A 24148-nucleotide genomic window follows, 5' to 3' on the forward strand; every position below is an offset into this window, starting at 1 on the left:
CGCCAGCCCCCGTGCGAGCCGTCGCCCGTGACCAACGCCCCCGTCGTCGCCGTCGACACCGGCGAGCTCCCCCCACACATCCTCGACCTCCTGCGCCACGACCACGCCCGCCTGGAGCCGCGGCTCGACGAGATGCTCGCCGTGCTCGGGCGGCAGGGCGCGCACGAGATCTGGCACAAGCACGGAACGTTCTACGAGCACCTGCTCGGGGTCTGGCGCATCCTCGCCGCCTGGGGGCAGCCGCCCGACGTGCGTCGGCTCGGGCTCATGCACAGCGTCTACTCGAACAGCGTCGTGCGCATGAAGGTGTTCGACGCCGCGCACGGCGAGCGCGCCGACCTCCGCCGGCTGATCGGCGACGAAGCGGAGCGGCTCGTCCATCTGTTCTGCTCGATCCGGCGTGAGGAGCTGCTCTTCGGCGATCTCGAAACGCCGGCCGAGGGCATCCGTGTCGGGCTGCACGGCGGTGACGAGAGCGTGCAGCTCTCGCGGCACGACCTCGGCGTGTTCCTGATCGTCACCATGGCCGACTATGCGGAGCAGTTCTTCGGCTGGCAGGATCGCCTGTTCGGCACGCCGGAGGCCGACGGCACGAGCCGCGGCGGTCCGCACGCGCTCTGGCCCGGCGACTTCCGCCCGGGGCTCTGGATGGCGATGAGCTCGCGCTTCGGGCGGCGGGCGGCGCACTGCGGCGTGGCGCCGCTGCCGCCGGTGTTCGAGCGCTGCAGCGTCGAGATCTCGCGCGACGCCGAGGTCACGGCGCGGGATCTCTACTGGCAGGTGTCGTGCGACATGGCGCTGCAGGACGACGGCGAGCGTGCCGAGCGGGCGCTGCGCGAGGCGATCGCGGCGAACCCGTTCATCGCCGAGCCGCACGTCCTGCTCGCCCAGCTCCTCGTCGACCGGCAGGCCTGGGACGAGGCGGCGCACGAGGCGTCGGCGGCGCAGGGCGTCCTCGTGCAGTGGGCGACGCCGTGGGACAAGCGCCTCTCGTGGGAAGCGTGGGTCGCGTGGTCGCGCGTGCTGTGCAAGGGAGCCCGCGAGCGTGACTGGCCGCGCGACGGCTTTCGCATGATGTCGCTCGGCGAGGTGCGCCCCGGGCGCTGAGCCGAGCGTCGGCGACCCGGATGGCGCCGAGACCAGCGCAGCTTCGTGCACGCGGCCTCGCGGCGGCGGGACTCATGGTCCTGTCGCTGTCCGTCGGCACCGTCGGATCGGACCTCGTCGACACGGAGGGACTGCGCTTCGGCCGCACATCTGGGCGCGTCGGGCTGGTCCACGACGGCGGCCACGACGGCGAGTATCAGGTCGTCGACGCCCCCACCGAGACGACGGTGTTCGGCTTCCAGGTGCCGAGCGCGCCCGATCAGCTGTCGCTTGTCGCGAGCGAGATCGCCGCCCTCGTGAGCCGTCGGATCAGCGGCTAGTCGGGGCTCGCCCGCGTCTCAGCGCGGGCGCAGGCTGCCGATCCCGAGCGAGGTGTCGCCCGCCGGCGGCGCCGCAACGGCCTCCGGTGCCAGGGCGGCCTCCGCTTCCGGGGCCGGCCCCGGATCGGCGAGCGCTTCGAGCGCGTCCTGCGACGGGGCGAAGAAGTGGACGCCGGTCACCGGGTGCGAGAAGTCGAGCAGGCGGTCGTAGTTGCCGTCGGCGTCGGCGACGAACATGCGCTCGAGCATACCCTCGGTGACGGACAGGTCGCGGGCGTAGGCGATGAAGTACGTGCCCGCCTCACGGGCCGAGCCGTAGGCGCGGTTGTGGCGCAGGATCTTCTGCTCGGCACCGTCGCGGACGATCTTCGCCCGCTCCTTGTGTGCCGTCGGCAGGCAGCGCTCGTCCTCGAGCTCGACGTCGTCGATCTTCGTGCGCCCGATGACGCCCTCCTGGGCCTCGGTCGAGGTCGCCTGCCACGCGCCGAGGTCGGTGACGTAGCGCTGCACGGTGACGTAGCTGCCGCCGGCGTGGTCGGGATCTTCCTCGCCGACGATCGTGAAGGCGCCGCGCTCGTCGCCCGTCGGGTTCTCGGTGCCGTCGACGAAGCCGATCAGGTCGCGGCTGTCGAAGTAGCCGAAGCCGTGGGTCTCGTCGGCCACCGTGACCGCGTCGCCGAGACGCTCGAGGAGCAGGCGGGCGAGCTCGTGGCAGAAGTCCTCGCGCTCGGCGCGGATGTGCAGCAGAACGTCGCCGGGGGTGGAGGGGGCGACGCGCCCGCCGTCGGCCAGCGCCCGGAAGGCATGTAGCTGCGCCGGTCGGCTGTACCCGGGCTGGAGGCGTGACCAGGCGTCGGCGCCGATCCCCACCACGCAGCTGAGCCCCATCGCCTCGTCGCGGTGGCCGACCGCGCGCACCAGGTTCGGCACCGCGGCGAGCGCCTCCCGCACCCGCTCCTCGCCGTCGGGGCGCACCTCGAGGACGATGAAGCGGGCGCTACGCCCGGGGCCAGCTTGAATCGCACTTTGCGGTGGAGCCATCGGCGGCGGCATCGTACGCAACGGTGGGCATGTTGCAATGCCGCCGCACCGCCGGACGCCAAACGCGACCGCGAAAAAACTCCTTGACCGGCAGCCCCGCCGTCTCGGACTATCGCGACGACACTGCAGGAGGCCTTCGACGATGCTGAGACACTGCATGCTGGTCCTGCTCGTCGCGCCGCTCCTCGCCCTGCCGGCGCGCGCCGAGCACATCACGCTCACCGTGCGCGGCGACACGGCCGCCGGCACGCTGCCGACCTGGTTCGAGCCCTCCGCCTTCTTCGGCTGGACGAGCAACCAGATGAAGCAGGACTTTGCGGTCGACGCGGGACGCTCCCACGGCCTGGTGGTCGAGTCGACGCAGCTGCTCCTCGGCCCATCGACCAGCCTCGCCGACTACCAGAACCGCCTCCAGCAGAGCGGGCTCGCTACCGTGGCGAGGCTCACCGCCGAGAGCGGAGCGCAGTTCCTCCTACAGGTGCACGGCATGCCGCGGTGGATCTCGAAGTCACAGGTCACCGCCATGCCGCCGGGCTGCGAGGAGGAGTGGCCCACCTACCAGACCGTCGCCCCCGACCCCACCAAGTGGGCCCTCTGGGAGGCGGCGATCGCCGCCACGGTGACGCACTTCAACGTCACCCACGGGCTCACCAACGTCTGGTATCAGTTCTGGGAGGAGCCGGACGCCCCGTGCTTCTGGACCGACACCCAGGCGAGTTTCCTCGAGACCTGGCGTCACTTCGTCGCGGGGGCGCGCAGCGCCGATCCCGCGGCGCGCGTGGGCGGACCGGAGCCGGCGGGCGGACCCGAGAGCATCAAGCCCGGCGAGTCGGTGCCCGTCATGCAGGCATTCCTCGAGTTCTCGGCGGCCGAGGGCATCCGGCCCGACTTCGTCAGCTACCATCTGTTCGGCAATGCGCCCGAGCAGGGCCGGCGCGCCAACCGGCAGGTGCACGAGCTGCTCGCCGCCAACGGCTTTCCGCCCCTGCCGATCATCGTGGGCAGCTGGAACCCGCTGTCCGCCTGCTGGGAGCCCAACGAGCAGCGCGACGACCCGAGCTGGCCGTCGCCGCCGTCGCCTCTCGGCTGCTGGCAGACCGACAACGAGATGGGCGCGAGCTACTCGTTGGCCTTCATGGCGCACCTCGCCGACGGCGGCGAGGGCGGCTACCAGGCGATGTACCAGCTCGACGACGCCGATTGGGGCGGAAGCCTCGAGTTCCCGCACGACTGGGGGCTGCGCACCAACAAGAACAAGCACGGCCTGCGCAAGGCCATCTATCACGCGCAGACCATCGTCGGCCGCATGCCGCGCACCCTCGTGTCCGTCGGGCTCACGCACGCCGACGGCGCCGACGAGCACTTCCCGCACGTGTACGCGATGGCTGGCGTCGAGGGCGACCGCATGAGCGTGCTCCTGTGGAGCTACGTGACCAGCCCCGGTCGTCAGGCCGTCGAGGTGCTCCGCGACATGGGGTACGGCCCCGCCGACTTCGCGCGCTGGGGTGGACAGACGCGACTCGCGGCCTACCTCGGCAACGCCATCGCGGTGAGCGCGCTCACGGCGGTGCCTTCGGAGCAGGCGCACCTCGAGCGCATGAAGGTCGTCTTCTACCGGCAGCGCGCGCTGGTCACCGAGCGGAGCCGCGTGACGCTCGCCGTCGACGGCTTCTCCTCGACGGGCGGCTACCGCGTGCGGCGCTGGCTCATCGACGCCGCCAACAACAACGCCTATGGGGCCTGGGTCGCGGGAGGGTTGAACGCGGCGATCGCGGCGGAGCGGCTACGGCAGCTCGACACGCAGCTGGTGTCGAATCTCGCACAGATCCAGGAGGTCGACCTCGCCCCCTACGCGGTGATGCTGCTCGAGATCGAGCGCGGCGCCGACACCAGCGCCTGCCCCGACCCGTCGACGTTCGGCGGCGCGCGGCTCACCCTGACCAAGCTGCAGACGCCGGCGAGCGACGATCAGCTCAAGCTCGGCGGCACGGTCGCGGTGACGACGCCCCCGCCGCTCGACCTGGTCGCACGCGGCATGAACCTCGTCCTCACCACCGGCACCGGCGTCGTCCTCGCCGACCTCACGGCGCCCGCGGGCCCTGCCTGGTCGGCGAAGGGCGGCGGCACGGCGTGGAAGTATCGCGCCCCGTCGGCGGCGAGCGGCATCGTCAATGCGACGGTGAAGGCGATCAAGCCGGCCGGCACGCTGCGCGTGAAGCTGAAGGCCCGCGGCCTCGCGCTCGGCGCCGCCCCCGCCGGCGCGCCGCTGGTGGCGCGGCTCGCGTTCGGGGCGCCGGCGGCGGCGCCCGGCCAGTGCGGCGTCACGGCGTTCGCGGGCTGCCGGACGACGACGAACGGGGCGACGATGCGATGCCCGTGACGAGGTCCGAGCACGCCCACGTACCCGGCACGGTGCCGAGCGCCGGCTACGCGCCGAGCTCCGCGGCCGCGACGGCGAGCACCTCGTCGGCCGCGCCGACGGCCACGAAGTGCCCGGCGCCCTCGACGGGATGCCACACCGCGCCGGGCATCCGCTCGGCCACCTCGCGATTGACGGCGGGCGGGACGAGCGTGTCGGCGAGCCCCTGCCACACGTGGACCGGACGCGTGATGGCCGTCACCTCGAAGGCCCAGCGGCGATAGAGCAGCTCGGCGTCACGGACCAGCCCCTCGCTGCCCTGCGCGAAGCACTCGGCGCTCGCCTCGGAGAACGCCGTCTCGACGTCCGGGCGGAGCAGAATGCGGCGATCGTAGTCGCCGACCGCCTTCCGCAGCTGCGCGATGTAGGTCGCGCGGAGGTGCTCGGCGGTCAGCCCGATGGCGGCGTACATGAGCCGGAAGCCGGGCTCGAAGTGCAGCGCGAGAAAGCCGCCGAGCGCGTCGGCTGCGGAGAGGTGCCGCGCCGCCCAGTCGTCGCCGAACGCACCGTAGCTGCCGCCGGCGATGCTGGCGACGTGGCGCAGCCGCGCCGGGTCGATGTACGCCGCCGCCGCGAGCGCCCAGGGACCGCCCTCCGACCACCCGGTGACGCCGAACTCCCGGTGCCCGAGGGCGTCGGCGACCGCGGTCAGGTCGTCCGCCCAGCCGGCGTACGTGCGTCCCTCCTGCGGGCTCGACTGCCCGATGCCGGGCCGATCCACGCACACGAAGCGCACGCGGTGCTTCGCCGCCGGGGCCGCGAACAGCCGCGCCTCGAGCCGGCTGCTCGGACCGCCGTGATTGTGCAGGACGAGGCGACCCTGCGGGTCCCCGACCTCGCAGTAGGCGAGATGCCGGCCGTCCCGGGCGGTGAGGATCCCCGTCACGTCGGCGTCCGCCGTCACGCTTGGCCCCGCACCGTCGCGAAGGCCCAGTCGAGCCAGGGCAGCAGCGCCTCGACGTCCGCGGTCTCGACGGTGGCGCCGCCCCAGACGCGGATGCCGGGAGGTGCGTCGCGATAGGACGCGAGATCGAAGCCGGCACCCTCCTTCTCGACCAGCGACGCCAGCTTCTTCGCCGCCTCCGCCTGCGCCTCCTTCGGCTGGGCCGTGAACCACGGGTCGGTGATCGCGAGGCAGATCGAGGTGCACGAGCGCGTCGCCGGCGTGGCCGCGAGGAAGTCGACCCACGGCGTGCGATCGACCCATGCGACGATGGCGGCCAGGTTCGCCTCGCTGCGCGCGCGCAGCGCCGGCAGCCCGCCGATGCCCTGCGCCCAGGTGAGGCCGTCGAGCGCGTCCTCGACGGCGAGCATCGACGGCGTGTTGATGGTGTCGCCCTGGAAGATGCCCTCGATGAGCTTCTGGCCCTTGGTGAGCCGGAATATCTTCGGCAGCGGGCGCGGCGGCGGCGCGCTCTCGAGCCGCGCGACCGCGCGCGGCGAGAGCACCAGCATGCCGTGCGCGGCCTCGCCGCCGAGCACCTTCTGCCAGGACCAGGTGACGACGTCGAGCTTGCTCCACGGCAGCTCCATCGCGAACGCGGCCGAGGTGGCGTCGCAGATGGCGAGGCCGCCGCGGTCGGCCGGGATCCACGCGCCGTCGGGCACGCGCACGCCGGAGGTCGTGCCGTTCCAGGTGAAGACGACGTCGCGCGACCAGTCGGTGGCCGCGAGATCGGGCAGCTCGCCGTAGCCCGCCACGCGCGCCGTGACGTCGGTGAGCTTCAGCTGCTTGGTGACGTCGGTCACCCACTCCTGCCCGAAGCTCTCCCAGGCGAGCAGCTCGACGCCGCGCGGCCCGAGCAGCGACCACAGCGCCATCTCGACCGCGCCCGTGTCCGACGCCGGCACGATGCCGACGCGGTAGTCCGCCGGGATGCCCAGGATCGAACGGCTGAGCTCGATCACGCGCCCGAGCTTCGCCTTGCCGGCCTTGGAACGATGCGAGCGTCCCGTCAGCGCGTCGGCGAGCGCAGCCAGCGACCATCCCGGACGCTTCGCGCAGGGCCCCGACGAGAAGCAGGGGTTGGTCGGCTTGTGCTCGGGCTTGGGCGGCGTGCTCATCGCGGGGCGTCCTCCGTCGGAAAAGGACAGGCCTACGATCCCGGCCAGGACCATGCAACGGCGGCCGCTGCGTCGCGACCAACCGGTGGTCGCCGTGATCCGCGCGCCCGGCGCAGTTTGTAGAATCCGAGCCGCCGCCGCGTGGGCGGGCGCAGTATCCGCGGGCATGGCGTGCCGGCATGGGGCCTGCACGCGCAGGAAGTCATGCCGCAGCGCACGCCATCCCCCGTCGATCCGCGCGCGGCGCCGCCCGACGACGCCGGCACGCAGGGCAGCTTCACGCGTCCCGAGGACACGCTCGCCGTGGGCGGCGAGTCCGCGGAAGGCCCGCTGCTGGATCGCGACCAGCAAGCGTCCGACGCGCCGCGCGTCCCCACGGCCATGGTGATCGCCTGCCTCGTGGCGATCGCCATCGTCGCGCTCGTCGTCGTCTTCTACGCTCCGACCTGAGCCGAGAAGGCGCGTCCGGAACGTGGCTTGCAGCCAGGCAGGGGGAGAAAGGGGCCGCCTGGCCCAACCCGGCGAGCGCCCTCGAGGTGACCGATCTCGTCGAACGGCACCGCGAAGAAGATCGTGGAGGACGAGGGCGGTACGGCGCGCGGATCGTGGCGTCAGCGCGATTCACGGCTACCGATCGAGGCGTCCACCACCGGCAGCCGCATCGAGAACGTCATGCCGGGCCCGTCGTTCACCTCCGCCCACAGATCGCCGCCGTGCGCCGCGACGATCGAACGGCTGACGGCGAGTCCCATGCCCATGCCGCGCGTCTTCGTCGTGTAGAACGGCTCGAACAGACGCGCGAGCGTCGCGGGACCGGCACCGACGCCCGCGTCGCCGACGGCGGTCACGACGCAGGGGCGGCCGTCGATCGTCTCCCGGCCGACGTGGATGGCGAGCCGGCGCCGGGGCTCCGGGAGCTGGCTCACGGCGTCCAGCCCGTTCAGGATCAGGTTCTGCAGGACCTGCTGGAGCTGGACGCGGTCGCCGCGGACGAGCGGCGCGTCGTCCGGCAGCGTCGCCTCGATGCGCACGCGGCGCGACCGCGTCTCGTGCCCCGCGAGCCCGAGGACGTCGGCGACGACGTCACGCAGGTCGAGCACCGCGGGCTCGAACGGCGCCGTCATGGCCAATTGGCGGACGCGCGCGACGATCGCGGACGCACGCCGCGCATCGCGCAGGATGTCGGTCAGCGCGCCGCCGATCTCGCCAACGTCCGGCGTCGGGGCCGCGATCAGCATCTGGCAGACCTCGGCGTTGTTCACCACCGCGGCGAGGGGCTGGTTCACCTCGTGTGCGATCGACGCCGTGAGCTCGCGCTCGCGCGCCTGGAGCGCGTGCTCCGCGCGCTTGCGGTCCTCGATGTCGGTGAGCTGGACATACCAGCGGACCACGGCACCGGCGGCGGCGCGCTCGGGCAGGCCCCGCGCGAGAAACCACCGATACGCGCCGTCGGCGCCGAGGAGACGATGCTCCGTCTCGTAGGGGTCGCCCGTACGCACGGCCTGGGTCCACGCGTCCAGCACGCCCGCACGCTCGTCGGGATGCACGAGCGCACCCCAGTCGCGCAGCTGCTCGCGCTCGAGCCCGAAGTAGTCGGCGATGCGGCGATTGACGAGCTCCAGCTCGCCCGCCCCGGTCATCGTACAGACCCAGCCGGGGATGCGATCGATGATCCGGCGGGAGCGCTGTTCGCTGGCGCGCAGGTCGTCTTCGGTGCGACGTCGCTCGTCGACGTCCGTCGCCGCGACCCACCAGCCGCGTCCTCCCTCCGCGCGCGCGGCGCGCACCAGGAACCAGCGATACGCGCCGTCGTGCCGGCGCAGCCGCGCTTCCATCTCTCGCGGCTCGCGGCTCGTGGCCAGCGCGGCCAGGAACGCGTCGAGCAACGGGGCATCGCCGGGGTGAACGGCCGCGCGCCAGTCACGCGTCACCGCCGGCATGGGCGACCGGCCGAGGTAGTCCAGCGCGCGCCGGTTGAACGACCGCGCCGTCGCATCGACGTCGAGCTGCCAGGCGAGGATGGGCAGCGCGTCGAGCACCGCGCTCGCCGGCCCGTCGCCGGACGGCGGCCTGTGCTGATCGAACACGCTCGCCCGCTCCTCGACGCTCGACCGGACCACGAGCAGATCAGCGCTCCACCGGGATCAGGATCGGCGCCCCCTGGTCCTTCACGAGGAAGACCACGAACTTCGCCGGGGCGGTGGCGCTCGGGTTGCGCCCCACGAGGTGCACGCGCGTCGGGTCCTCGTAGAACGTCTCGCCGGGGCGGAGCGTGACCATCTCCCCGCCCTCCATCTGCATCTCGATCGTCCCCTCGAGCACGTAGATGAACGCGCTCGCGTCGTGACGATGCACCGGGTCGACCGCGCCCGGCGCGTAGTCGACCGTGATCATGGTGACCTCCTTGCCGGGCACGCCGGCGAGCGGCCGGGTCAGCAGATCGGTGACCCGCCCCGGCTCGGCGGCGCCGGCAGCGGCGATCGACGAGGCGACGACGAGCGCGGCGAGCAGGCGTGCGTCCATGGCTCCTCCGTTCTCCGGCGAGTGCGGGAGGCGCATCGCCGTTCGCTGCACGCAGGACCACCCAGCACGGCATTTCGTGACAGGGCCCGGGAGCCCCCGGCACCCGGGGGCGACACGCCTGGCGCCGCTGCCACGGCCGCGCTACGGACGTCGACGATGCGGTTCTCCTACGCCGAAGCCCTCTGCGACCCCGCCCACTACCTGCCGCTCGCGCGGGCGGTCGAAGACGCCGGGTGGGACACGTTCATCGTCCCGGACAGCATCTGCTACCCGGAGGTCTCGGACAGCCGGTATCCGTACACCCCCGACGGCAACCGCGAGTTCCTCGAGGACAAGCCGTTCATCGAGCCGTTCTCGCTGATCCCCGCGATGGGGGCGGTGACGAGCCGGCTCCGCTTCACGACCTTCGTCGTCAAGCTGCCGATCCGCCAGCCGGTGCTGGTGGCGAAGTCCGTCGCGTCGGTGGCGGTGATGACGCAGGGCCGCTTCGGGTTCGGCGTCGGCCTCTCCCCGTGGCCCGAGGACTTCGTCGTCACCGGCACCGCGTGGAAGACGCGCGGCAAGCGCATGGACGAGATGATCGCCATCGTCCGCGGACTCCTGCGCGGCGGGTACTTCGCGTTCGAGGGCGCGCACTACACGGTGCCGAGCATCAAGATCTGTCCGGTGCCGCCCTCGCCGGTCCCGGTCCTGATCGGCGGGCACACGGAGCCGGCGCTGCGCCGCGCGGCGCGCCTGGGCGACGGCTGGATGCACGCAGGCGGCGATCACGAGCTCCTCGTCGGATATCTCCGCCGGCTGGCGGAGCTGCGACGCGAGTATGGGCGCGAGCGCGAGCCGTTCGAGATCCACGTGATCTCGCTGCACGCCTACACCGCCGACGGCATCCGCATGCTCGAGGACCTCGGCGTGACCGACGTCATCGTCGGCTTCCGCGATCCCTACCACATGCCGGACACGCCGGTGGGCGAGAAGATCGACTACCTGCGCCGCTACGCCGACGACGTGATCGCCTCGACCCGGTAGGCGCCAACGGAGCCCGGCGCGCATTCGCGCCGCCCACGCCGAGCTCGAGGCGCTCGCCGCTTCGCGCGACGGCGAGTGAGGCTCACACGAGCCCCGTCACCGGCAGCGCCGCGCCGTGGATGGCGCGCGCCGCCGGCGAGGCGAGGAAGACGATCGCCGCCGCCAGGTCCTCGGGCGCCACCCAGCGGCGCGGGTCGGCGTCGGGCATCGCGGCGCGGTTGGCGGGCGTGTCGATGATGCTCGGCAGCACGCAGTTGACGTTGATGCCCTGCTCGCGCAGCTCCGCGGCCATCGCCTCGGTGAGCCGCTGCACCGCGCTCTTCGCCGCCGTATAGGCGCCCATGCCGGCGGCGCCGCGCTGGGCCCCGAAGGCGCCGACGTTGACGATGCGCCCGCCGCCGCCCTGGAGCATCACCGGGACCACGGCGCGCACGGCGTGCACGAGCGTGGTGACGTTGACGTCGAAGAGGAAGCGCCAGGTCGCGTCGTCGGTGGCGTGGACGGGATCGCCCATGCGGAAGCCGCCGGCGACGTTGCACAGCACGTCGAGGCGCCCGAAACGCGCCGTCGCCTCCCGCACCGTGCGCTCCACCTCGGCCGCGTCGAGCAGATCGGTCGGCGCGAGGAGACGGCCCGCGGCGGCGGCGCCGAAGACGTCGGTCAAGGCCTCGCGGCGCTGGTCGACGAGGACGAGCTGCGCACCGCGCGCCGCGAACGCCTGCGCCACCACCCGCCCGAGGGCACCCGCGGCGCCCGTGATCGCGACCACCCGATCGGTGAAGTCCATACGTGCCTCCGTCACAGGTTGCTGTGGATCTCGAGCACCGCGCCGGTCACCGCGCCCGACTCCTCGTCGTCGCAGAGGAAGCGGATCGTCCGTGCCACCTGCGCGGGCGACGTCTCGGTGCGCAGGAACGGCGCCGCCTCGCGCAGCATGCGCGTCTCCACGGCGCCCGGCGCGACGCAGTTGACGCGCACGCCGAGCGGCCGGCCCTCGACGGCGAGGCACTCGGTCAGCCCGACGACGGCGAACTTGCTCACCGAGTAGGCCGTGAAGCCGGCGAACTTGGGCGTCCCGCGCAACCCGCCGAGCGAGCTCAGGTTCACGATCGCGCCGCCGTGCCCGAGACGCCGGAAGGCACGCAGCGCCTCGCGGCTGGCGAGGAACGTGCCGCGCGCGTTGACGTCCATGACCGCGTCCCAGTCGGCCGCCGTCAGCTCCTCGGCCGGGGCGGCACGGAACGTGGCGCCGTTGTTCACGAGCGCGTGCAGGTCGCCGAAGTGCGACAGCGTGGCTGCGACCAGCCGCACGATCGCCTGCTCATCGGCGAGATCGGTCGGCACGGCCAGCACCCGATCGGCGCCGGCGCGCGCCGCGATCTCCGCGGCGACGGCGTCGATCTCGCCCGCCGTGCGGCTGGCCAGCACGACGCGCGCGCCCGCGTCGGCCAGCAGCGACGCCGTCGCCGCGCCGATGCCGCGGCCCGCGCCGGTGACGATCACCACCCGTCCCTCGAGTGCCATGTCCCGCCCTTCTCAGACCTTCAGCGTGAACGGATTGAAGTCGGTGTCGCGGTCGTAGAAGTCCTCGTGCTCCGCGCGCTTCAAGAACCCCACGACACGGTACGTGACCGGCGTCATGACGACCTCCCAGCCCGACTTGAGGAAGTAGTTGGCGATCATCACCTGCACGACCAGCGCGGGCTCCCAGATGCCGAGGAACGCCGCCGGGTAGAAGATCAGCGAGTCGACCGCCTCGCCCGCCAGCGTGGAGCCGATGGTGCGCATCCACAGGAAGCGGCCCTCGCTCCAGACCTTCATCTTCGCCATCACGAAGGAGTTCACGAACTCGCCGCAGAAGTACGCGAGCAGCGACGCGGCGACCAGGCGCGGCGTGTTGCCGAACACCTGCTCGAGGGCGGCCTGGTGCGGATAGCCCTCGGCCGGCGGCAGCCCGACCACCACCCAGCTGACGACCGACGCGAAGATCATCGCCGAGAAGCCGGCCCACACGACCTTGCGCGAGCGCGCGTAGCCGTAGACCTCGGTGAGGACGTCGCCGAAGATGTACGAGAGCGGGAAGAACAGGATGCCCGCGCCGAAGGTGAAGCCGCCGACGGTGACGACCTTGCTCGCGCCGATCAGGTTCGCCGTCAGCAGCACCGTGACGAACGCGGCCATCACGAGGTCGTAGTACTTGTACGCCCGCCGGTGCCGAATCGGGGCCGGATGCGCTGCCCGCGCCGCCTGCGTCGTCATCGCCGCCTCAGCGCGCCGTCCACGGCACCCGCGTAAACGGAGCTACGTGCACCCGGCTGCGGCGTCCCGCCCCGTCGGCGATCCGCAGGTCGACGACGCCGCCCGGTCCGGGATCGCCGGGGCGGCGGTCGCCGTCGGGGAGGACGGCGTAGTGCGCGTCGTCGAGGAGCGCCATGGTCACGGCGCCGAACGCGTTCACGACCACCGCGATCGCCGGCTTGCCGTCGACGCGCACCTGCGTGCGCCGCCCCGAGGGCAGCTCCCGCATCCGCCCCACCACCTTGCAGGCGGCGCCCGCGTCGACGCCGAGGGCGCGACGGAAGCCGGCGGCGTCGCACAGATGGGCCCGCAGGATCCCGACCTCGGGGGGGCCGACCGGCGTCACCTCGACGTCGAGCGCCACGGTCGTCCCGTCCGCCTCGAGCGCGAGCGCGGGAACGCCGGCGTCGGACGGCAGCGGGAGGAGCGGCGCATCGAGCAGCGTCTGGTCGCTGCCGACCACGGCCAAGAGGCGCCGGACCTCGGGCGGGAGACGATCGACGCGTTTCACGCGCTCCACGAGCAGCTGCTTGGGACGCGCGTACAGGCCGGCCACGATGCGATCGTTCAGCGCGACGTCGATCTCGACCGCGTCGCGCAAGGCGATGACCGGCTGCGCCGGATCGGGCGCGACGGGCTCCCGGCCGATGCGGATCACGCCCTGCGACGGGAAGGCGGCCGGATCGAGCGAGTGCAGCACGGTCGTCGCCACGAGCAGGTTTCCGAGCGGGCTGAAGTGCTCGTTGGGCATACGGTAGGGGAACACGAGATCCGGCGGCAGGCGCACGACCGGCAGGCACGGCCCCGCACAGGAGTCGGCCAGCGACGCCAGCAGGCCGTCGATGTCGATCAGCATGGCGTTCGGCCCCTCGCGCCCGATCCACCCGAGCAGGCGCCGATACGTCTCGTGGATCTCCTGGGTGACGTCGTCCCGGTAGTAGAACGGGTTCGGCAGCGTGCGCGACGGCGGCACCCAGGCCTCCAGGAACGCCGGGGAACGTCGATCCCAGCGCAGATAGCGCAGCCGCGGCACGAAGCGCATGTAGGCGTCGAAGCGCTCCTCCTCGGTGAGGCCGACGACCTCGGCGAGCGCGAGGCCGTCGCCGGCGAGGACGTAGCGGGCGTGGAAGCCGAGCTTCTTCGCCGGCGGCGACCAGTAGTGGAACGTGCTGTCGCGGCCCGTCCACATCCGGGCCCAGCCGAGCAGGACCACGCGGTCGAGGGCGTAGTCGCGGCCGACGCGGTCCCACAGGAGCGCCGCCTGATGGAGCCCGAAGGCCGGGCTGCCGAAGTTCAGCACCTCGATGTCGCTGCGGCCCGATTCGTCGGCGAGCCGCTGCAGGACCGCAGGGTAGTCGTTGCCGTCCGCCACCTCGGAGCCCCAGGTGAAGGAGTCGCCGAAGCACCCGATGCGGATCCGCCCCGGCGCCTTCTCCCGCGGGAAGTTGCCGAAGGCGCGGGCGCGCTCGTCCGGCGCAGGGATCGCGCCGAGCTGCGAGGACAGCGCCGCGTCGATGCCGGGGATGGCGACGTTGCCCTCGAAGTGCGCCGGCCGGATCGCGTGGACGTAGCGCAGGTACGCGACCCAGGCGACGCCGACCACGAAGACCGCGAGATAGAGGGCGTACAGAACCGCCCCCCGCAGACGTGTCGACGTCGCGGATCTCCGGGTCGGGCCGGCGGCAGCAGGCATCCGCGCGAAGCTATGCTTCCGCCCGCACGATGACCAGCTTTGCCGCCCTCACGCCCGCGGCGACGCCCGGACCGCGCGATCGAACGCCCAGTTGCGGATCAGCTCGACCTGCTCCTTCATCGTCTTCGAGAGCGGCACCACGCGCGAGGTGGCGGCGTAGAGATCGGCGATCTTGAGCGGCCGCCCCTCGAGGTGCACCGTGGTGAGCGCCGACACCACGCACTGCTCGATCTCGGCGCCGGTCCAGCCCCTGGTCATCTTCTTGAGCGGCTCCATCTCGAAGCCGCCGGCGTCGACGCCGCGGCGGTCGAGGTGCACCTTGAAGATCTCGAGCCGCTCGTCGTCGAGCGGCAGGTCGACGAAGAAGACCTCGTCGAAGCGGCCCTTGCGGATCATCTCCGCGGGCAGGAGATCGATCCGGTTGGCGGTGGCGCCGACGAAGAGCCCGCCCGTCTTCTCCTGCATCCAGGTGAGGAAGAAGCTGAAGATGCGGCCGACGTCGCTCTCCTTCGACTGCGTGGTGATGCCGGCCTCGATCTCGTCGAACCACACCACGGCGGGCGCCATCGACTCGAGCATGCGACAGGCGCGCACGAAGGCGCCCTCCGGGGTCCCGTGGCGGCCGGAGAACACCTCGATCATGTCGATGCGGTAGAGCGGCAGCTCGAAGCACGAGGCGATGGCCTTGACGGACAGGCTCTTGCCGCAGCCCGAGATGCCCATGATGAGGACGCCCTTCGGCACGATCTCGGCGCTCAGCGAATCGCGCATCTGGAAGAGCTTGCGGCGGGCCGTGAGCCAGTCCTTCAGCACCGACAGCCCGCCGACGTCGCCGAGGTCGGTCTGGATCGGCACGTACTCGACCATGCCGCTGCGGTTGACGACCAGCCGCTTCTCCTCCAGCAGCGCCGGCACCGACTCGGCGTCGAGCCGGCGCCGTTCGGCGAGCGCGCGGCGGACCGCGTGCTGGGCGTCGTCCATGGTGAGCCCCTGGAGCGCGCGGCCGAGCTGAGTGATGGTCTCGTCGCTGCCGTCGACCGTGCCGCCCGACGCCGTGATCTGCTCCGCCTGCCGCCGCAGGAAGCTCGTCAGCTCGGCCAGGTCCGGCACCGCCAGCTCGACGTAGGCGACGGCGCGCTCGATCTCGTCGGGGATGTACTTCACCGGCGACGAGATCACGACGAGCTTCTGCCGGTCGAGGCAGGCGTCGTAGAGGTCGCGCAGCCGGCGCCGGACGTCGGCCGCCTCGCGCATGGGCTCGTGGAAGTCCTTGAGGAGATAGACGCCGGGTCCGCTCGACGCGATGATGGTGTCGAGCACGGCGCGCGGCCCGAGCTGCTCGCCGCGACCCGACTCGCCGTCGCGCCGGAGCCCCTCGGTGAGGCTCCAGACGAACAGCGGCGCCGGCGGCGAGAACAGCGTCGACGCCGTTTCGCGCAGCAGCTCGACGATCCGATGCTCCTCGGCCGTCCGGAAGTAGGCGAGCGGGCGTCCCGACTCGACGATGTCTCTCAGCACGCGCATGGCGCGGCTCTCGTTGGGGGCGGTCATCGACCGTCCATACCGAGGGGCGCGGGCCGTCCTGTCAACCCGGGCCGGCCGCGCCCCCGTCAGCCGCGCTCGTAGACCCAGCCGCTCGCGCGCATGTACAGGCGATGGCGCGGGCCGGCGCCGTCGATCGCGTCGGCGTCGTAGGCGGCGTCGCCGTGCCACAGCGCGACCGGCCCCTCGGGACCGGCCGCGATGCGCGTCACGAAGCGCTCCGGGTCGCGCGCGGCGGCTGCGGCCAGGCTGGCGGCGACGTCGGCGTGCGCGCGCAGCCACTCGAGCGTCACCCACGTCGGCGGCGCGAACTCGATCTCGAGCGCGTTGCGGCGCGCGAGCGCGTCGGCGGGACGGAGCCAGACGTGCTCGTGGATCTCGCCGCGATCGATCGTCACCGCGGCGGCCGTCGCGGGGGCGATGAAGAACCAGGTGAGAAAGCGCTTCGGCGCCATCGCCGGCGGGCTCCAGTGCGACAGCGGCACGAGCGTCGCCTCGGGGATGGTGAGCCCGGTCTCCTCGCGGGCTTCGCGCACCGCGGCGCGCCGGGCGGTGATCAGCTCGTCGGCGGGCGCGTGGCCGTGGTGATCCGCGGGGTCGATGCGGCCGCCCGGGAACACCCACATGCCGCCGAACGCGATCTTCGAGTTGCGCCGGAGGAGCAGCGTCTCGAGACCCGCGGCGCCGTTGCGCACGAGGACGACCGTGGCCGCCGGGATGGCTTCGCTCATGGCCAGCGGAGTGTCGTCACGTCGGGGGCCGTGGGCAAGCCCCGCGACGATTGAACGAGCGGCACCGCGGGGGCATGAGGAACGACCGTCGCTCAGCGGCGGCCAGACTGCGGTCGCGAAGGAGGAATGCGATGTTCAGCCACGTGATGGTCGGCACCAACGATCTCGAGGCGTCGAAGAAGTTCTACGACGCCGTACTCGGCACGCTCGGCATCGGACCGGGCTTCATCGACGACGCCCGGCGCATCTTCTACCTGTCGCCGGCCGGCGCCGCGTTCGCCGTCAGCATCCCGATCGACGGCGCGCCCGCCTCGGCGGCGAACGGCGGGACCGTCGGGTTCGTGGTCGCCGACCCGGCCACCGTCGACGCCTGGCACGCGGCCGGCGTGGCGAACGGCGGCACGACCTGCGAAGACCCGCCGGGCGTGCGCGAAGGCGGGCTGGGCAAGATGTATCTCGCCTATCTCCGCGATCCGTCCGGCAACAAGCTCTGCGCCCTGCACCGCATGTGAGCCGCGCGCGCGGGGGCTGACCGCAGCCCCCGCGCCAGCGCGCCGGCCGGCCGAGGCCAGCGCTCACTCCGGCGTCACGGGCAGTCGTTCACCGCGCCGTCGCTGATCCACTGGCGCAGCGCGTCGCGCACCGCGGCCGACAGCGGCAGGCCGTTGAGCGGCATCTGCGCGCCGCAGAATCCGCTCACGCAGGACGCCGTGAAGGCGGTGTGCGTGCCGTCGAGCTTGTGCATCAGCCAGCTCGCGGACGGGTTGCCGGGCGCGACGCGGGCCATGGTCGGGATCTCGGTCGCGGCCACGTTCACGAGCGCCGCATAGCCCGTGTTGCAGCCGCCGAGCCCATTGAGCCCGGCCGCGCCGCCGTGGCAGCCGCCGCAGGTGGCGCCGATCACCTGGGCATGGATGACGCTCCACGACGGCGCCATCGTCGTCGTGGTGGTCGAGGTCGTGGTGGTCGTCGACGTCGTGGTCGGGGGCGGCGCCGCGGACGACGCCTTCAGCTGCGTCGCGTCCTGCTTCTGGAACGGAGGCGTGAACGCGGCGCCCCAGCAGGGGCCACCGCCGCTGCGCTGGAGCTGCACGTCGAGGGTGCCCGCGAGGGTCGCCAGCCCGCTGAGCCCGAGGGACGCGCCCTTCCCCTTCAGCATGATCTTCGCCTTGCCCGCCGCACCTTCGGTGAGCTTCAGCATCTGCAGGCCGTCGGGCGTGAGCTCCTTGTCGGCGTACGAGAAGCCCTTGCCCGACTCGCGCCAGCACGGCTTGCCGGCGCACGTACCGCCCGCCGGCATCGCCCAGCCCTGCACGAGCGAGCCGCCCGCGTAGAGACAGAGCGCGTAGTCGGTGGTGGCGAGCGGATCGCCGAAGTCCGCCTTCGCGGTGGCGGCTCCGCGCGTCCACTTCCAGGTGAGACCGTCGGCGGTGTCGGGGCTCTTGTCCTTCAGCAGGATCGACGAGCGCCGTGCCTCGAGCGGCAGCCGGCAGGCCGACGGTGCGGGGGTGCAGCCCTCCGCCGCGAAGACCGGCGAGGCGACCTGGAGCTGTGCGGCCACCACCACGGGCAGCAGCGAGACGAGCGTGAGTGCGCGCTTGGACATGCGATCCCTCCTCGGGCGAGGGGGGGCGCTACCACGGGGCGCGGCACCGGGTCCACCACGAAAAGGCCGATTGGGCGCCGCAGGGGATGGAGCGGCGGGCCGGCCCGGACGGCCCGCCGCTCCGCGCAAGTCAGACGGTGATGCCGTAGAGCCCGGCGCAGTTGTCGTGCGTGATCTTCCGGCGCTCGTCCGCCGGCACGCCCTCGAACATGTCGGCGACGGTCTTGCGCGAGTGCGGCCAGTCGCAGCCGTGGTGCGGGTAGTCGGTCGACCACATCACGTTGTCGACGCCGATCGCGTGGCGGTTCTTTACGCCGTAGTGATCGATGACGAAGGTGAAGAACCAGTTCGTCTTCACGTACGTGCTGGGCTTGCGATCGAGCTTCACCTTGGCCCAGTGACGGTTGCGCTCGTAGCGATCGTCCATCTGCTCGAGGAAGTACGGCACCCAGCCGATGCCGGCCTCGACGGAGACGAACTTGAGATCGGGGAAGCGATCGTGGACGCCCGTCAGGATGATCTCGCCGAGCAGCAGCGGCATCGAGTCGAGGCCCGCGCCCGACAGCGTCGACACCTGACGGCCACCGGTGCCCTCGCCGCGCCGCGACTTCTCCTCCATCGCGTTCTTCGGCTTCGGCGGCGCCTTCGTCTTCGACGCGAGGCCGATGTGCAGGCTGATCGGCAGCTTCAGCTTCTGGGCCTCGGCGAAGAACGGATCGTCGGCCTCGGACAGGCTGGCGTTGCCGCTCGGCCACGCCGACAGCAGCACGCCGCGCAGGCCCATCTCCCTGCAGCGCCGCATCTCGGCGATGGCCGCGTCGATGCCGATCGCCGGCATCTGGCCGACGCCGATCAGGCGGCCCTCGCCCTTGGCACAGAAGTCCTTCGCGAGCCAGTCGTTGTAGGCCTTCACGCCGGCGAGGTGCAGCTCGTCCTCGGTGCCCTGCATGAAGTGCCGCATGGTGCGCTGGGGCGAGTAGATCACCTCCGCGACGACGCCGTCTTCGAGCATCTCCTTCACGCGCGCGCTGCCCTCGAAGTTGCCCTGGTTGATCGTGGCGTACTTCGCACCCGACCAGCGCAGCTCCTCGCGCGGGCGGCTGCGGGTGACGGTGACGAGGCCGAGGGGCGCGGGCGCGCCGCCGTCGTTGTACAGCCAGGCGTCGCCGCCCTCCTCGTCCTTCACGAGCTGGGGGGCCTGCGAGCGCAGGTGCTCGGGCAGCCACTTCTGCCAGAGCTCGGGCGGCTCGACGTTGTGCGAGTCGGCGGAGATGAGCGAGTCGGTGTTCACGGGCTCCATGCGGGTCCTCCGAGGAAGCGAACGATCGTTCGTTAGACCCTGGTCGCTTAACAGAAACGCGGCGTGGATTGGAAGGGCCGTTTGGTGGGCTCGGGTCGCTCTGGTACGAGCCGGTGCGGGTGGGGTCGGAGCGAGTGGGGACGTGGGGCAGCATCCGGCGAGCGTTCGCCTCGTGGCGCACCGCCGCGGTCGCGCTCCTCTCGTTCTCGTCGGGTCTACCGCTCGGGCTGGTGTGGATCGCGATCCCCGACTGGATGCGCGGCATCGGCGTCGACATCCGCATCGTCGGCCTGCTGACGCTCGCGCAGGCACCGTGGACGTTCAAGTTCCTCTGGGCGCCGCTGATGGACCGCTGGCAGCTCCCCGGCATGGGCCGGCGGCGCGGCTGGGCGATGGTCGCGCAGGTGGGCCTCCTCGCCGGCACGCTGGCGCTCGCCGGCGTCGGCGGGCATCCCGACGCGCCGTGGATCGTCGGCGCGCTGGCGCTCGCGATCGCCTTCTCGGCCGCGACCCAGGACATCGCCATCGACGCCTACGCCGTCGACGTGCTGCGGCCCGAGGAGCAGGGCGTCGCCGTGGGCGCGCGCACCGCGCTCTATCGCGCCGCCATGTTCGTCGCGGGCGGGCTCTCGATCACGCTCGCCGGGCAGTACTCGTGGCCGCTCGTGAACGTCGGCCTCGCGGCGCTCTACCTGCCGATGCTGCTCGTCACCTGGCGGGCGCCCGAGCCCGCCGACGTGCCGCCGGCGCCGGCGACGTTGCGCGAGGCGGTGTGGCTGCCGTTCCTCGGCTTCCTCTCACGTCACCGCGCGCTCGAGATCCTCGCCTTCGTCCTCTGCTACAAGCTGGCCGACAACCTCGCCGGCGCGCTCACCCGACCGTTCCTCGTCGACATGGGCTACGACGAGTGGGACCGCGGGGTCGCGCTCGCCAGCGTCGGCCTCGGCGCGACGCTCGTCGGCACCTTCCTCGGCGGCGTCATGACGACGGGCATGGGCCTCGGCAACGCGCTCTGGATATTCGGGCTGCTCCAGCTGTTCTCGAACCTCGGCTACGTGCTCATCGCCGGCAGCCCGGTGAACCGGCCGCTCATGTACGGGGCGACCGCGTTCGAAACGCTGACCAGCGGCATGGGCACGGGCGCGTTCTCCGTCCTACTCCTGCGCCTTACCCAGAAGCGCTTCTCGGCGACGCAGTACGCGCTCTTCTCGAGCCTCTTCGGCCTGCCGCGGCTGATCTCCGGACCGGTGAGCGGCTTTCTCGTCGACGCCCTCGGCTGGCGGACGTTCTTCTGGCTGACGATGGTGGCCGGCATCCCGGGCCTCGCGCTGCTGTGGCGCTTCGTGCCGCCGGGCGTGCGCGAGCCCGTGTTCACCGTCGAGCCGCCGCACGCGCGCGCGCCGCTGTCGCGCGCCGGGCTCGCCTGGCGCGGGGTGCTCGGGGGCGTCGTCGCAGCGGCGCTCACGGCGCTGACGGTCGCGGCGTTGGCGGCGCTCAAGGCGCTGCGCACGAGCGGTAGCTTCGACCTCGGCCCGCCGCTGTGGGCCCTCGCGCAGCCGGCGGAGGTGGGCGACTGGCTGACGCTCGCCGGCATCGTGGTGACGGCGCTCGCGTGCGGCCTCTTCGTCGCGGCGATCGCCGCGGCCCGGCACGGCGCGACGGCCGAGGTCGCCGACGCCCAGCCTTGACTCGCACCGCGGCGACCGCCCAGGTTGCCCGCGATGTCGTACGACCCCTTCGCCCGCGGCCCCTTCCCCGTCGGAGTGCGCTCGACGGTGCTCACCGACACGCGCCGCGGCGACCGCTCCCTGCCGGCCGAGGTCTGGTACCCGGCGATCGACGCCCACGCCGGCCGCGACCTCGACCCCGCCGCCCAGGACGCCTACGAGTTCCTGCCCGGCCTGCCGCCGATCCCCCAGGCCGCCGTGCGCGACGCCACCCCGCGCGCCGGTCGCCGCCCGGTCGTCCTCTTCTCGCACGGTTTCGGCTCGCACCGCCGGCAGAGCACCTTCCTCTGCACCCACCTCGCGAGCCACGGGTACGTGGTCGCCGCCTGCGACCACACCGGCAACGCGGTGCTCGACGTCCTCCAGGCCATGCTGGCGAAGCGCAACGGGGGCCCGACGCCCGACACGCTCGCCGAGCTGCGCGCGTTCGCGCCCCTGCGCCCGGCCGACGCGAGCTTCCTCCTCGACCGCGTCCTCGACGGCACGGCGGGCGACGTCGCCGGCCACGTCGACGCCGGCCGCGTCGGCATCGCCGGCCACAGCTTCGGCGGCTGGACCAGCCTCGCCACCGCGGAGCGTGATCGCCGCATCACGGCGACGCTGCCCCTGGCGCCGGCCGGCGGCCCCGTCGGCCTGCCCGACGAGCCGTTGCTCGGCCAGCTCGCCTTCGACTGGACGCGACCCGTGCCGTCGCTGTTCATCGTCGCCGACCGCGACTCGCTGCTACCGCTCGCGAGCACGACGCATCTCGCCGGCCTCGTGCCGGCGCCGCGCCGTCTGGTGGCGCTCGAGAACACGGACCACATGCACTTCTGCGACCGCGCCGAGCAGGTGCACGAGTTCTTCCGCGCGATGCCCCCGCCGGGTCTGTTCGAGCGCCTGGCCGGCGGCGTCCCGCCGATCGCGGAGCTGGCGCCGCCGGCGGGGGCGGAGCTCGCCGTGCGCGGCCTCGGCCTGGCGCACTTCGACGCGACGCTCGCCGGTCACGTGGCTGCGGCGCAGCTACTCGCCGCCGATCTCGGCGCCCTCCTGGCCGATCGGGGCGTCCGCGCGACCGAACACGCGCTGCCCTGATCGCTTTTCCTTGACGGGAAGCCGAGCGTCTTGCATGCTCGGCGGCACCCAGGAGGGCATCATGGCAAGAAAGCCTGTGCTGCCGCTCGCCGGATGCATACTCGGCGCGGCACTGTTCGCAGCGTGGACCCTGCCTCCGCTCCGCTCCTCGCCCCTCCCCTGCCCCGGCGGCCGCTTCCGCGTCGAAGGCGACGCGGTACCCGGCGGGGTTCTGCTCCTCGACGGTGACCGGGCCAGTCTGCCGGGGCGCTGCCCGGCGGCGCGCATGACGGTCGCCCACCCGGCGCGCAGCGTCACCGCGGTGCGCACGAGCTGGAAGGCGTGCGCCGGCACGGACCGCCTGCGCATCCGGCTCCGCTTCGCGCCCGGCTGCGAGGCGGCCGACGGCGTGGTCGTGGCGGGCGAGGCCGAGCCGGGCCGGCGCTTCCGCGCCCTCCGGGTCACCGCCAGCTGAGCGCGGCGCGCATGCTCAGGCGACCAGCCGTGCCATCGCCCGCCGCGCCTGGCGCAGCACGGGCTCGTAGCCCATCGCGTCGACGTCGTCGCTGACGATCTCGAGCTCGTACCAGCCGCGGTAGCCGCGGGCTTCGAGCGTCTGCACGATCTCGCGCAGCGGGAGGATGCCCTTGCCGAGCAGCGCCCGGTCCAGCGTGCGCATGGTGTCGCGCTTGTAGTCCGACAGCTGCACGGCGTGGATCCGCCGCGGCGCGTCCGCGGCGATCGTCTCCAGCAGCCGGCGCTCCCACCCCGAGTGCCAGACGTCGAGCACGTAGCCGGCGCCGCGGCCGGCACGGCGGGCGATCTCGCGAGCGTCGGCCAGCGTGTTCACGAACGACAGGTCCTGGCGCAGCGGGTGGATCACCTCGACGGCCAGGCGGATGTTCGCGGCCGCGGCCTCGGGCAGGAGCCGCGCGTAGGCGTCGCCGTAGGCCGCCGCCGCCCGCTCCCAGGTCGCACCGTTCCGACCGCCGGGAATCACGACCAGCACCTCGCCGCCGACCTCGTGCAGCCAGGCCAACGCCCGCCGCACCTCGTCGACCCCGCGACGGATCGTGCCCGGTTCGGTGCCGAACCTGCCGTACGACCCGAGATGGGCGACGCGCATCCCGGAGGCCCGCAGCAGCCCCGCCGCGCGCTCGCGGCCGTAGGCGTCGAGCTTCGTGCTGGCGAGGCTGATGGCCCGGAACCCGAGCCGCTCGAGCCCGCGCACGTCCTCCTCGAGCGTCCAGCGCCGCAGCATGTAGTGGCCGACGGTCAGCCGGTCGAGGATCGCGGCGGGCATCGGGTGGGGGATAGGTCCGCGGATACGCAGGCGTCAATCACCCCGGCGGCCGGGTAGTGGGTCAGTTTGATCCCCGTCTGACGGCTACTACTACTTCTTCTTCTTGCGCGGGCGCCCCGGGTTGCGATGCGGCACCTCTGCCCTAGCGGCCGACACTCCAATCTCGATGGCATCGAAGGCGCCTGCGGCGCCGTCCTTCTTGCCCTGCTCGTAAACCGCTTCCAGAACCTGGAGTAGCTTCACGCCATGGAACAGGGGCATGTCGTCCATGATCTCTTTGAGTGCGGCGGATATTCGGGGGCTGGCGTAGACCTTAATCTGCTCGCCGGAATTCAGTTCGATCGCGGTCGTGATGTACTTCGCTGCCATCGGCTTCCGCCTCCTTGAAGCACGTG

General features: G+C 72.5%; 24 protein-coding genes. 9 read left to right on the forward strand and 15 right to left on the reverse strand.

What is annotated here, in order from left to right; all coding sequences use genetic code 11:
• The first annotated feature begins 27 nt into the window (after positions 1 to 27).
• Both KIT14_00750 and KIT14_00755 read left to right on the forward strand, forming a co-directional pair.
• Positions 28 to 1107, forward strand: a complete 1080-nt coding sequence (locus KIT14_00750; protein MCW5889056.1) for a tetratricopeptide repeat protein — start codon at positions 28 to 30, stop codon at positions 1105 to 1107.
• Between the two features lie 20 nt (positions 1108 to 1127).
• Positions 1128 to 1427: a hypothetical protein gene (locus tag KIT14_00755; protein ID MCW5889057.1), complete on the forward strand. Its 300-nt coding sequence runs from the start codon at positions 1128 to 1130 to the stop codon at positions 1425 to 1427.
• 18 nt (positions 1428 to 1445) lie between these two features.
• Here KIT14_00755 and KIT14_00760 read toward each other — a convergent pair whose 3' ends face one another.
• Positions 1446 to 2480 (reverse strand): Dyp-type peroxidase, encoded by a 1035-nt coding sequence (locus KIT14_00760; GenBank protein ID MCW5889058.1) that lies wholly within the window; start codon positions 2478 to 2480, stop codon positions 1446 to 1448.
• 130 nt (positions 2481 to 2610) lie between these two features.
• Here KIT14_00760 and KIT14_00765 point away from each other — a divergent pair, with 130 nt between their 5' ends.
• Positions 2611 to 4848, forward strand: a complete 2238-nt coding sequence (locus KIT14_00765) for a hypothetical protein (protein ID MCW5889059.1) — start codon at positions 2611 to 2613, stop codon at positions 4846 to 4848.
• Positions 4849 to 4894: 46 nt separating this feature from the next.
• Here the strand turns inward: KIT14_00765 and KIT14_00770 are convergent, their stop codons facing one another.
• Positions 4895 to 5773 carry an alpha/beta hydrolase gene (locus KIT14_00770; protein ID MCW5889060.1) on the reverse strand — a complete coding sequence of 293 codons (879 nt, stop codon included), beginning with the start codon at positions 5771 to 5773 and terminating at the stop codon, positions 4895 to 4897.
• A 14-nt stretch (positions 5774 to 5787) separates the two neighbouring features.
• Positions 5788 to 6951 carry a phosphoserine transaminase gene (locus KIT14_00775; protein MCW5889061.1) on the reverse strand — a complete coding sequence of 388 codons (1164 nt, stop codon included), beginning with the start codon at positions 6949 to 6951 and terminating at the stop codon, positions 5788 to 5790.
• A 204-nt stretch (positions 6952 to 7155) separates the two neighbouring features.
• Here KIT14_00775 and KIT14_00780 point away from each other — a divergent pair, with 204 nt between their 5' ends.
• Positions 7156 to 7401 (forward strand): hypothetical protein, encoded by a 246-nt coding sequence (locus tag KIT14_00780; protein MCW5889062.1) that lies wholly within the window; start codon positions 7156 to 7158, stop codon positions 7399 to 7401.
• Positions 7402 to 7562: 161 nt separating this feature from the next.
• On the opposite strand, the gene KIT14_00785 is transcribed toward KIT14_00780, so the two are convergent.
• Together KIT14_00785 and KIT14_00790 are read right to left on the reverse strand one after the other, a co-directional pair.
• On the reverse strand, positions 7563 to 9038 hold the full coding sequence (locus KIT14_00785) for a PAS domain-containing protein (protein MCW5889063.1): 1476 nt from the start codon (positions 9036 to 9038) through the stop codon (positions 7563 to 7565).
• A gap of 40 nt (positions 9039 to 9078) precedes the next feature.
• Positions 9079 to 9474 (reverse strand): cupin domain-containing protein, encoded by a 396-nt coding sequence (locus KIT14_00790; protein ID MCW5889064.1) that lies wholly within the window; start codon positions 9472 to 9474, stop codon positions 9079 to 9081.
• 156 nt (positions 9475 to 9630) lie between these two features.
• Here KIT14_00790 and KIT14_00795 point away from each other — a divergent pair, with 156 nt between their 5' ends.
• On the forward strand, positions 9631 to 10500 hold the full coding sequence (locus tag KIT14_00795) for a TIGR03619 family F420-dependent LLM class oxidoreductase (protein MCW5889065.1): 870 nt from the start codon (positions 9631 to 9633) through the stop codon (positions 10498 to 10500).
• A gap of 82 nt (positions 10501 to 10582) precedes the next feature.
• Here KIT14_00795 and KIT14_00800 read toward each other — a convergent pair whose 3' ends face one another.
• Genes KIT14_00800 through KIT14_00825 form a run of 6 tightly spaced genes read right to left on the reverse strand, consistent with a single transcriptional unit; the run spans position 10583 to position 16764 of the window.
• The gene (locus KIT14_00800; GenBank protein MCW5889066.1) at positions 10583 to 11287 is read right to left on the reverse strand and encodes an SDR family oxidoreductase; all 705 of its coding nucleotides are present in this window, start codon (positions 11285 to 11287) and stop codon (positions 10583 to 10585) included.
• A gap of 11 nt (positions 11288 to 11298) precedes the next feature.
• Entirely contained in the window at positions 11299 to 12024 is a 726-nt protein-coding gene (locus KIT14_00805) for an SDR family oxidoreductase (GenBank protein ID MCW5889067.1), read from the reverse strand.
• 12 nt (positions 12025 to 12036) lie between these two features.
• Positions 12037 to 12759 (reverse strand): queuosine precursor transporter, encoded by a 723-nt coding sequence (locus KIT14_00810; GenBank protein MCW5889068.1) that lies wholly within the window; start codon positions 12757 to 12759, stop codon positions 12037 to 12039.
• Between the two features lie 7 nt (positions 12760 to 12766).
• Positions 12767 to 14491, reverse strand: a complete 1725-nt coding sequence (locus KIT14_00815; protein MCW5889069.1) for a hypothetical protein — start codon at positions 14489 to 14491, stop codon at positions 12767 to 12769.
• A gap of 48 nt (positions 14492 to 14539) precedes the next feature.
• Entirely contained in the window at positions 14540 to 16042 is a 1503-nt protein-coding gene (locus tag KIT14_00820; GenBank protein ID MCW5889070.1) for an AAA family ATPase, read from the reverse strand.
• Between the two features lie 59 nt (positions 16043 to 16101).
• Positions 16102 to 16764 (reverse strand): NUDIX hydrolase, encoded by a 663-nt coding sequence (locus KIT14_00825; protein ID MCW5889071.1) that lies wholly within the window; start codon positions 16762 to 16764, stop codon positions 16102 to 16104.
• Between the two features lie 131 nt (positions 16765 to 16895).
• On the opposite strand from KIT14_00825, the gene KIT14_00830 reads away from it, so the two are divergent.
• Complete coding sequence (locus KIT14_00830; GenBank protein ID MCW5889072.1) at positions 16896 to 17276, forward strand: VOC family protein; 381 nt, start codon at positions 16896 to 16898, stop codon at positions 17274 to 17276.
• 74 nt (positions 17277 to 17350) lie between these two features.
• Here the strand turns inward: KIT14_00830 and KIT14_00835 are convergent, their stop codons facing one another.
• Together KIT14_00835 and KIT14_00840 are read right to left on the reverse strand one after the other, a co-directional pair.
• On the reverse strand, positions 17351 to 18370 hold the full coding sequence (locus KIT14_00835) for a hypothetical protein (GenBank protein MCW5889073.1): 1020 nt from the start codon (positions 18368 to 18370) through the stop codon (positions 17351 to 17353).
• Positions 18371 to 18500: 130 nt separating this feature from the next.
• Complete coding sequence (locus KIT14_00840) at positions 18501 to 19670, reverse strand: amidohydrolase (protein MCW5889074.1); 1170 nt, start codon at positions 19668 to 19670, stop codon at positions 18501 to 18503.
• Positions 19671 to 19789: 119 nt separating this feature from the next.
• Between KIT14_00840 and KIT14_00845 the strand changes: the two genes are divergently transcribed.
• From KIT14_00845 to KIT14_00855, 3 genes are all read left to right on the forward strand, one after another.
• On the forward strand, positions 19790 to 21358 hold the full coding sequence (locus KIT14_00845; GenBank protein ID MCW5889075.1) for an MFS transporter: 1569 nt from the start codon (positions 19790 to 19792) through the stop codon (positions 21356 to 21358).
• Positions 21359 to 21391: 33 nt separating this feature from the next.
• Positions 21392 to 22471, forward strand: coding sequence for a dienelactone hydrolase family protein (locus KIT14_00850; protein MCW5889076.1), 1080 nt, complete (start codon positions 21392 to 21394; stop codon positions 22469 to 22471).
• Positions 22472 to 22532: 61 nt separating this feature from the next.
• A complete protein-coding gene (locus tag KIT14_00855; GenBank protein ID MCW5889077.1) occupies positions 22533 to 22925 on the forward strand; it encodes a hypothetical protein in 393 nt (130 codons plus the stop codon).
• 15 nt (positions 22926 to 22940) lie between these two features.
• Here the strand turns inward: KIT14_00855 and KIT14_00860 are convergent, their stop codons facing one another.
• Both KIT14_00860 and KIT14_00865 read right to left on the reverse strand, forming a co-directional pair.
• Complete coding sequence (locus KIT14_00860) at positions 22941 to 23753, reverse strand: sugar phosphate isomerase/epimerase (GenBank protein ID MCW5889078.1); 813 nt, start codon at positions 23751 to 23753, stop codon at positions 22941 to 22943.
• Positions 23754 to 23843: 90 nt separating this feature from the next.
• Positions 23844 to 24122: a hypothetical protein gene (locus KIT14_00865; protein MCW5889079.1), complete on the reverse strand. Its 279-nt coding sequence runs from the start codon at positions 24120 to 24122 to the stop codon at positions 23844 to 23846.
• Positions 24123 to 24148: the final 26 nt, after the last annotated feature.

The sequence above is a fragment of the bacterium genome (assembly GCA_026129405.1).
Lineage (GTDB): Bacteria > Desulfobacterota > Binatia > DP-6 > DP-6 > JAHCID01.

What these genes read in the sequence shown, in the direction of transcription:
- KIT14_00755 (MCW5889057.1), top strand. Translation starts at nt 1,128, where the DNA reads ATGGCGCCGAGACCAGCGCAGCTTCGTGCACGCGGCCTCGCGGCGGCG.
- KIT14_00760 (MCW5889058.1), bottom strand. Translation starts at nt 2,480, where the DNA reads ATGCCGCCGCCGATGGCTCCACCGCAAAGTGCGATTCAAGCTGGCCCC.
- KIT14_00765 (MCW5889059.1), top strand. Translation starts at nt 2,611, where the DNA reads ATGCTGAGACACTGCATGCTGGTCCTGCTCGTCGCGCCGCTCCTCGCC.
- KIT14_00775 (MCW5889061.1), bottom strand. Translation starts at nt 6,951, where the DNA reads ATGAGCACGCCGCCCAAGCCCGAGCACAAGCCGACCAACCCCTGCTTC.
- KIT14_00780 (MCW5889062.1), top strand. Translation starts at nt 7,156, where the DNA reads ATGCCGCAGCGCACGCCATCCCCCGTCGATCCGCGCGCGGCGCCGCCC.
- KIT14_00790 (MCW5889064.1), bottom strand. Translation starts at nt 9,474, where the DNA reads ATGGACGCACGCCTGCTCGCCGCGCTCGTCGTCGCCTCGTCGATCGCC.
- KIT14_00795 (MCW5889065.1), top strand. Translation starts at nt 9,631, where the DNA reads ATGCGGTTCTCCTACGCCGAAGCCCTCTGCGACCCCGCCCACTACCTG.
- KIT14_00800 (MCW5889066.1), bottom strand. Translation starts at nt 11,287, where the DNA reads ATGGACTTCACCGATCGGGTGGTCGCGATCACGGGCGCCGCGGGTGCC.
- KIT14_00805 (MCW5889067.1), bottom strand. Translation starts at nt 12,024, where the DNA reads ATGGCACTCGAGGGACGGGTGGTGATCGTCACCGGCGCGGGCCGCGGC.
- KIT14_00810 (MCW5889068.1), bottom strand. Translation starts at nt 12,759, where the DNA reads ATGACGACGCAGGCGGCGCGGGCAGCGCATCCGGCCCCGATTCGGCAC.
- KIT14_00815 (MCW5889069.1), bottom strand. Translation starts at nt 14,491, where the DNA reads ATGCCTGCTGCCGCCGGCCCGACCCGGAGATCCGCGACGTCGACACGT.
- KIT14_00820 (MCW5889070.1), bottom strand. Translation starts at nt 16,042, where the DNA reads ATGACCGCCCCCAACGAGAGCCGCGCCATGCGCGTGCTGAGAGACATC.
- KIT14_00825 (MCW5889071.1), bottom strand. Translation starts at nt 16,764, where the DNA reads ATGAGCGAAGCCATCCCGGCGGCCACGGTCGTCCTCGTGCGCAACGGC.
- KIT14_00830 (MCW5889072.1), top strand. Translation starts at nt 16,896, where the DNA reads ATGTTCAGCCACGTGATGGTCGGCACCAACGATCTCGAGGCGTCGAAG.
- KIT14_00835 (MCW5889073.1), bottom strand. Translation starts at nt 18,370, where the DNA reads ATGTCCAAGCGCGCACTCACGCTCGTCTCGCTGCTGCCCGTGGTGGTG.
- KIT14_00840 (MCW5889074.1), bottom strand. Translation starts at nt 19,670, where the DNA reads ATGGAGCCCGTGAACACCGACTCGCTCATCTCCGCCGACTCGCACAAC.
- KIT14_00850 (MCW5889076.1), top strand. Translation starts at nt 21,392, where the DNA reads ATGTCGTACGACCCCTTCGCCCGCGGCCCCTTCCCCGTCGGAGTGCGC.
- KIT14_00855 (MCW5889077.1), top strand. Translation starts at nt 22,533, where the DNA reads ATGGCAAGAAAGCCTGTGCTGCCGCTCGCCGGATGCATACTCGGCGCG.
- KIT14_00860 (MCW5889078.1), bottom strand. Translation starts at nt 23,753, where the DNA reads ATGCCCGCCGCGATCCTCGACCGGCTGACCGTCGGCCACTACATGCTG.
- KIT14_00865 (MCW5889079.1), bottom strand. Translation starts at nt 24,122, where the DNA reads ATGGCAGCGAAGTACATCACGACCGCGATCGAACTGAATTCCGGCGAG.